The sequence below is a fragment of the Sandarakinorhabdus rubra genome (genome assembly GCF_010994245.1).
Taxonomy (GTDB): domain Bacteria; phylum Pseudomonadota; class Alphaproteobacteria; order Sphingomonadales; family Sphingomonadaceae; genus Sandarakinorhabdus; species Sandarakinorhabdus rubra.
In genome coordinates this window covers 1-7,320 of the sequence record NZ_WMHO01000136.1, presented here as the reverse complement: position 1 = coordinate 7,320, position 7,320 = coordinate 1, and the positions used below count along the sequence as shown (strand labels likewise).

At 67.1% G+C, this 7,320-nt stretch carries 7 protein-coding genes; 6 read left to right on the top strand and 1 reads right to left on the bottom strand.

The genetic code is table 11. The features are described from left to right. Positions 1 to 254: 254 nt before the first annotated feature. The 4 genes from GJV64_RS09385 (at position 255) to GJV64_RS09370 (ending at position 3,470) form a co-directional block, all read left to right on the top strand. Positions 255 to 701, top strand: a complete 447-nt coding sequence (locus tag GJV64_RS09385; protein WP_164156984.1) for a DUF417 family protein — start codon at positions 255 to 257, stop codon at positions 699 to 701. A gap of 68 nt (positions 702 to 769) precedes the next feature. Further along, entirely contained in the window at positions 770 to 970 is a 201-nt protein-coding gene (locus GJV64_RS09380; protein ID WP_164156985.1) for a DUF1192 family protein, read from the top strand. A gap of 102 nt (positions 971 to 1,072) precedes the next feature. Next, on the top strand, positions 1,073 to 2,170 hold the full coding sequence (locus GJV64_RS09375) for an acyl-CoA dehydrogenase family protein (RefSeq protein WP_164156983.1): 1,098 nt from the start codon (positions 1,073 to 1,075) through the stop codon (positions 2,168 to 2,170). A 73-nt stretch (positions 2,171 to 2,243) separates the two neighbouring features. Continuing rightward, positions 2,244 to 3,470: an acyl-CoA dehydrogenase family protein gene (locus GJV64_RS09370; protein WP_164156982.1), complete on the top strand. Its 1,227-nt coding sequence runs from the start codon at positions 2,244 to 2,246 to the stop codon at positions 3,468 to 3,470. Between the two features lie 61 nt (positions 3,471 to 3,531). Here GJV64_RS09370 and GJV64_RS09365 read toward each other — a convergent pair whose 3' ends face one another. Further along, the gene (locus GJV64_RS09365; protein WP_164156981.1) at positions 3,532 to 4,302 is read right to left on the bottom strand and encodes a phosphatase PAP2 family protein; all 771 of its coding nucleotides are present in this window, start codon (positions 4,300 to 4,302) and stop codon (positions 3,532 to 3,534) included. A 221-nt stretch (positions 4,303 to 4,523) separates the two neighbouring features. Here GJV64_RS09365 and clpA point away from each other — a divergent pair, with 221 nt between their 5' ends. Next, entirely contained in the window at positions 4,524 to 6,869 is a 2,346-nt protein-coding gene (clpA, locus tag GJV64_RS09360) for an ATP-dependent Clp protease ATP-binding subunit ClpA (RefSeq protein ID WP_164156980.1), read from the top strand. Between the two features lie 86 nt (positions 6,870 to 6,955). Continuing rightward, the gene (locus tag GJV64_RS09355; protein WP_164156979.1) at positions 6,956 to 7,159 is read left to right on the top strand and encodes a hypothetical protein; all 204 of its coding nucleotides are present in this window, start codon (positions 6,956 to 6,958) and stop codon (positions 7,157 to 7,159) included. The last annotated feature ends 161 nt before the right edge of the window (positions 7,160 to 7,320 follow it).

Below are 7,320 nucleotides of genomic sequence, written 5' to 3'. Positions count from 1 at the left end.
CTCGACCTGCTGCCAGCCCGCGAGCGGGCCGCATTGGCCACGGCGGCGGAGCGCTGGCTTCTGGCCGGCACGAAGAGCGACGCCGACGCCTATCGCAGCTGCCGCCTGTGCGATCCCGGCAGCTGCAGCGACTGCCCGGCCGACGCGGCGCTGACTGGAGACCCGCCGCAATAATATGCACGGCGCATATTCCTCTTGCCCGACTCGGGGGTGCGGTATATGCATGGCGCATCCTTTTGAGCAGGAGCAAGGCCATGACCACCAACCGTTCCCTCGCCATTGGCGAACATCTGCTGCGCGGCGCGCTGATCCTCTTCTTCCTCGGCTTCGGTCTCTACAAGTTCACCGCCGTCGAAGCCGCCGCCATCCAGCCGCTGATGGCGAACAGCCCGTTCTTCAGCTGGCTCTATGCGCTGTTCAGCGTGCAGGGCGCGTCCAACCTGATCGGTGTCTATGAAGTGGCAGCCGCGCTGCTGCTGGTCGCCCGGCCGTGGTCGGCGCGCGCCGGCCTGGCTGGGAGCCTGATGATCGCTCTGGCACTGCTGGGCACGCTGAGCTTCCTGTTCACCACGCCTGCCATCGGTGAGGATCTGCAGGGCTTCCTGATCAAGGACATCGGCCTGCTGGCCATCGCGCTGTGGTCGGCGCTGGAAAGCCGCGCCGCACTGGGCTCCCGTTCCCCCCGTCTCGCCATGGCCTGATTGCGCTGAACCCCCTGGCCCATCACGCCAGCTTGACGACATGCCCGCCGCGCGCCAGCGTGGCGGGCATGTTCGATGAGAGCGACTTGCCAAGAAAGAAGGTCGACCTTTCCGCCGAGTTGGCGCGCGAGGATCTCGACCATCTGTCGATTGCCGAGCTCGATGCGCGCATCGCCGCGCTCGAGGCCGAATTGGCGCGCACCCGCGCCAAGCGCAGCGGCGCCGCCGCGTTCCGCAATGCCGCCGATGCCCTGTTCCGCAAGGGTTGAGCCGCCGTCCGCAGGCTGAAACTTGCGCCAGTATCGGCCACCCCTGCTCCCGCCTACAACATCCGGTGTCACGGACAACGGCCCGCGGGAGGGACTTCAACCATGAACTTCGATTTTTCCGACGAAGCCAAGGAACTGGGCGAACAGGCGCGCCGGCTGCTGGCCGAGAAGGCCGGCACCGGACCGGCGAGGAAGGCGATCGCCGAAGGCGCGCCGGCCATGGATGCCGCGCTATGGGCCGAGATTGCCGAGCTGGGCTGGACTGCGGCGCGCGTGCCGGAGGAGTTTGGCGGCCTTGGCCTGTCGGTGGAGGAAGTGGCGCAGCTGGCCGACGCCGCCGGCGGCAGCCTCGCCCATGTGCCGCTGGTCTCCACCCTGCTCGCCACCGAGGCGCTGGTGCTGGCCGGCACCCCCGAACAGAAGGCGAAGTGGCTGCCCGGCATCGCCAGCGGCAAGACCATCGCCTGCGTGGCCTGGAACGAGCCCGGCGCGGTGAGCCCGGGGACGGTGAGGGCAATCGAGAACCGCGGCGCGCTGACCGGGGTCAAGCAGCCGGTGGCCGATCTGGCCGTGGCGCATGTCGCCATCGTCGCGGCGTCTGGCGCGGATGGCCCACAGCTCTTCATCGTCGATCTTAAGGGCGCCGACACCGCGGCGGTGGAGACGATCGACCTCGTCCGCCGCCACGGCCGGCTGACGCTGGCGGGCACGCCGGCCGAGGCGCTGGGCAATGCCGGCGATTACCAGGACTGGCTCGACCGCGCCGCCGTGATCCTCGCCTATGAGGCGATCGGCACCGCGCAGGCGGCGATGGCGATGAGCGTTGATTATGCCAAGACGCGCGTGGCCTTCGGGCAGAAGATCGGCCGCTACCAGTCCGTGAAACACAAGTGCGCGGACATGTACATCAAGCTGGAACTCGCCCGCGCCCACGCCCTGCATGGCCTGGCCATGATCGGCATGAACGGCCCGGAACTGCGCCAGGCGGCGGCAGCGGCGCGCGTGGCCAGCCTCGACGCGCTGGCATTTTGTGCCGAGGAGAATGTGCAGCTGCACGGTGGCATCGGCTTCACCTGGGAAAGCGACTGCCAATTCTATTATCGCCGCAACCGCGCGCTGGTGGCGGCGCTCGGCCCGCGCAGCTGGTGGTCGGAACGGCTGGTGCGCGCGCTGGAGCAGCGCAACCGCGCCGCTGCGTAATGTCGGGCGCGTGACGAAATGCGCCTCGACAGGCTGAACGCCCGGGGCTGAAAAGGACGACGGGAGACGGACCATGGATTTCAACGACACACCGCAGGAAGCCGAATATCGCGCCCAGGTGCGCGCATGGCTGGAAGACAACGCCGCCGAGTATCGCGAGCCGGCCGCGGAAAGCTGGAAGCTGCCCGAGTTCATCGCCCGATCGAAGGCCTGGCAGGCGAAGAAGCACGCCGCCGGCTACACCGGCATCACCTGGCCCAAGATGTTCGGCGGCCAGGGCCTGTCGCCCATGCACAGCATCATCTATGGCCAGGAGGAAAGCCGGTTCCACGTGCCGCAGGGCCTCTATTCCATCGGCCTCGGCATGTGCATCCCCACCGTCTTCACCCACGGCCAGCCCGAGGTGATCCAGCGTTATGTGCCCAAGGCGCTGCTGGGCGAGGAAGTCTGGTGCCAGCTGTTCTCCGAACCGGCGGCGGGCTCCGATCTCGCCGGCATCCGCACCAAGGCGGTGAAGGATGGCGATGAATGGGTGATCGACGGCCAGAAGGTGTGGACCAGCTTTGCCCATGCCTCCGATTTCGGGATCGTCGTCACCCGCACCGACCCGTCGAAGCCCAAGCACAAGGGCCTGACGATGTTCATCGTCAACATGAAGGCGCCGGGCGTGACCGTGAAGGGCATCAAGCAGATGTCCGGCGGCAGCGACTTCAACGAGGTGTTCTTTGATGGCGTGCGGGTGAAGGACACGCACCGGCTGGGCGAGGTGGGCGATGGCTGGAAGGTGGCGCTCACCACGCTGATGCACGAGCGTCTCGCTGTCGGCGGCAAGCCGCGTTATGCGCCGGGCTATGACACGCTGATGAAGCTGGCCCGCGGTGTCGAGGCGGCCGACGGCAACCCGGCCATCGCCGCGTCCGACGTGCGCCAGAAGATCGCCCAGACCTACATCAACGACCAGGGCATCAAGCTGACTCAGATGCGCGCCCTCTCGGCGCTGTCCAAGGGCCAGGTGCCGGGGCCGGAACAGTCCATCTCCAAGGTGGTGGTGGCCAAGACCATGCAGGACCTGGCCAGCTTCGCGCTCGACCTGTCGGGCGGGGACGGCTTCATCGCCGGCGCCGACGCCGATCCGGAACTGGCCAAGCTGCAAGGGTCCTACATCGGCTCGGCCGGCCTGCGCATCGCCGGCGGCACCGATGAAATCCTCAGGAACATCATCGCCGAACGCGTGCTGGGCCTGCCCGGTGACATGCGGCCGGACAAGGACACGCCGTTCAACCAGGCCGTGCCGGCGTAACCACTGCCGCCGGTTTCGCGAGATAGGGGGGCGCCGGCTTGGCCGGCGCCCCCTGTTCGCGTCAGGACGCCGGGCAGCCTTCCGGCACCGGGGCGAGGCTGAGTTCGGCGGCGGCGCGGCTGATGTCGGCCTTGTATTCGGCGTGGTCGGCAATGGCCTGATAAAGCCCGGTGGCAAACAGGCGGCCGTGCGTCACATCCGACAGGTAATGGACCCGGCAGGCCATCCTGAGATCGCCGGTCTGCTTGCCGAAGTGCAGCAGGGCGGCGCTGCGTTCGGGCCGGATATCGGCCAGGATCAGGCCCCACAGCCAGCCCACGGCGGCATGGCCGGACGGGTACGAAAAGCCCAGCGCCTTGCCGCCATCCACCGCCGAATCCGGGTCGCAGGCCTTGCCCCGATCCATGGTGAACGGGCGCGGGCGCTTGTAATACTCCTTGGCGGCATTGATCGCCGGGCCCAGATCGGCACCGGCGCGGCGCAGGATCGCCATGGTGGCTGGCGTGGTCTGGGGCCCGATCTTCGCACCCAGCGCACAGCTCAGTTGTTGCACAAAGGCCGGGCTGGTCACCGACAATTGGCCGACCGCCTTGTTCCACAGCGGCCCGCCGATGCCGCGCCGGCTGTCCTTGTACAGGCGGATTTCGGCGCGCGCCTCCGGGCTCCCGGGCTCGGGCGGCGGCGGCAGCAGGCGCAGCAGGGACTGGGCCGGTCGCGGCGTCAGATAGCCGGTGCCGGCCGCAGGGCCTGCCATGGCGGGCGCTGGCTGGGTGGCCGTCTGGGCGGCGGCTGGCGCGCTGGCCAGCAGCAGGGCAGCGATGAGTTGGCGCATGATATTCCCCTTGTTCTTCAACCCCGGCCCATCATGGCCCGGGCAATCGCGGCTGGCCAGTCATGGCTGTGCAACAATGCCACAGACCAAATTGCCGGCATGGGCCGTTTGCCCCTTGATGTTTGGGCAGGGCAGGCAGACATTGCCGTCATGGCCCGGTAACAGGCCGGGCCGGCAATGGCGCTGCTTTCCCCTGAAGGCACGGCGCCCCGGAGACCTAGATGCCCTCGTTCACGCGTGAACTGGAAAAGACCCTCCACAACGCTCTGGCCGAAGCTGCCCGCCGGACGCACGAATATGCGACGCTCGAACATCTGCTGCTGGCGCTGACCACCGACAGCCACGCCGCGCAGGTGATGAAGGCCTGCAATGTCGAGCTCGAGGATCTGCAGAGCCAGCTGGTGCGCTATCTCGACACCGAGCTGAACGCCCTGAAGACCGACGCCAGCGTTGATCCCTCGCCTACTGCTGGCTTCCAGCGGGTGGTGCAGCGCGCCATCCTGCATGTCCAGTCGTCGGGCCGCGAGGAAGTGACCGGTGCCAACGTCCTGGTGGCGCTGTTCTCCGAGCGCGAGAGCCACGCGGTGTTCTTCCTGCAGCAGCAGGACATGACGCGGCTCGATGCTGTGAGCTTCATCAGCCACGGCATCGCCAAGTCCGGCCAGTCGGAAGCCAAGCCGCCCAAGGGTGCCGCCAGCGACCGCGAGGAGCCGGAGGAAAAGCCCGCCAAGGCCGAGAAGGGCGAGAAGAAGGGCGGCGAAAGCGCCCTGAAGCAGTTCACCGTCAACCTCAACGACAAGGCCAAGGCCGGCAAGGTCGATCCGCTCATCGGTCGCGCCGCCGAGGTGGACCGCACCATCCAGATCCTGTGCCGCCGCTCCAAGAACAACCCGCTGTATGTGGGTGATCCCGGCGTCGGCAAGACCGCGATTGCCGAAGGCCTGGCCCGCAAGATCGTCGAGGGCCAGGTGCCCGACGTGCTGAAGCCGGCGGTGATCTACAGCCTCGACATGGGCGCGCTGCTGGCCGGCACGCGCTATCGTGGCGATTTCGAGGAGCGGCTGAAGAACGTCGTGAACGAACTGGAGAAGCTGCCCCACGCCGTGCTGTTCATCGACGAGATCCACACGGTGATCGGTGCCGGGGCGACCAGCGGCGGCGCCATGGACGCCTCCAACCTGTTGAAGCCGGCCCTGTCGTCCGGGGCCATCCGCTGCATTGGTTCGACCACCTACAAGGAGTTCCGCAACCATTTCGAGAAGGACCGCGCCCTGCTGCGGCGCTTCCAGAAGATCGATGTCAACGAACCGACGGTGGAAGACACGATCAAGATCCTGATGGGCCTGCGCTCGTCCTATGAGGAGCATCACAAGCTGAAGTACACGCCGGATGCCATCAAGGCGGCGGTGGAGCTTTCGGCACGCTACATCAACGACCGCAAGCTCCCCGACAAGGCGATCGACGTGATCGACGAGACCGGGGCTTCGCAGATGCTGCTGCCCGAGCACAAGCGGCGCAAGACCATCGGCGTGAAGGAAGTGGAGGCGGTAATCGCCACCATGGCCCGCATTCCGCCGAAGAGCGTTTCCACCGACGACAAGGCCCAGCTGGCCACGCTGGAAGCCGATCTGAAGCGCGTGGTGTTCGGCCAGGATGCCGCCATCGAGAAGCTGGCCAGCGCCATCAAGCTGGCACGGGCCGGCCTGCGAGAGCCCAACAAGCCCATCGGCTGCTATCTCTTCAGCGGCCCGACGGGCGTCGGCAAGACGGAAGTGGCCAAGCAGCTGGCCAGTATCCTGGGCATCCCGCTCACCCGCTTCGACATGTCGGAATATATGGAGCGCCACTCGGTCAGCCGGCTGATCGGCGCGCCTCCCGGCTATGTCGGCTTTGATCAGGGCGGGCTGCTCACCGATGCGGTTGACCAGCAGCCGCATTCGGTGCTGCTGCTCGACGAGATCGAGAAGGCCCACCCGGACCTTTTCAACATCCTGCTGCAGGTCATGGACAACGGCAAGTTGACCGACCACCACGGCAAGACCGTGGATTTCCGCAACATCATCCTGATCATGACCACCAATGCCGGTGCCGCCGACATGGCGCGCGAAGGCATCGGCTTTGGCGCCACCACCCGCGAAGGCGAGGACGAGGAAGCGATCAAGAAGCTGTTCAGCCCGGAATTCCGCAACCGGCTCGATGCCACGGTGCCGTTTGGCTATCTGCCGCCGGCCGTGGTCGCCATGGTGATCGACAAGTTCGTGCTGCAGCTGGAAATGCAACTGGCCGACCGCGAGGTGCACATCAGCCTGACCGACGAGGCCAAGGCCTGGCTGATCGAGAAGGGCTATGACCGGCTCTATGGCGCCCGCCCGATGGGCCGGCTGATCCAGGAGAAGATCAAGCAGCCGCTGGCCGAGGAGCTGTTGTTCGGCAAGCTGGTCAATGGCGGGGAGGTGCGCGTGCACCTGCGCGACGGTGCACTGGCGTTCGAGATCGTGCCGGCCATCAAGAAGCTGAAGGCCCGCAAGGCGCCCAAGGCACTGCCGGCGCCGACCGAGGAGGCGTAACACCGCACGTCAGACGAGACGGGGCCATATTCATCGCGCGTCAAGCCTGCTCCGGCCACTAGGAGCCGGCAAGCAGGAGACTCGCGATGAACGGCCCGGTGGTATCCCGTTTGGCAGTGCTGGGCCTGATCCTTGTCGCCGTGCTGGTGGCACAGCCGCGCCTGACCATAGCGCTGGAACACGCACAGGACGTCAGTCCCCGAGGTTTCGCGATGACCGGTGAAGTGATGGGCCGCACGCTGGGCCTGATGATTAGCTGGTCGGGCGGCGCGCGCCAGCTGCTGCACTGATCCGGACCGTCAGTCGCCATCCTCGGCAACCAGCGCTTCGGCCTCTTCGGGCGTACGCGCCGCCAGCACGGCCCGCGCCGCCGCCACCCCGTGCCCGGCACGCAGCATCGCCGCCATGGCCTTTTGGTGCGCCGCCAGATCATCAGCCGGCAGGCGCGCGA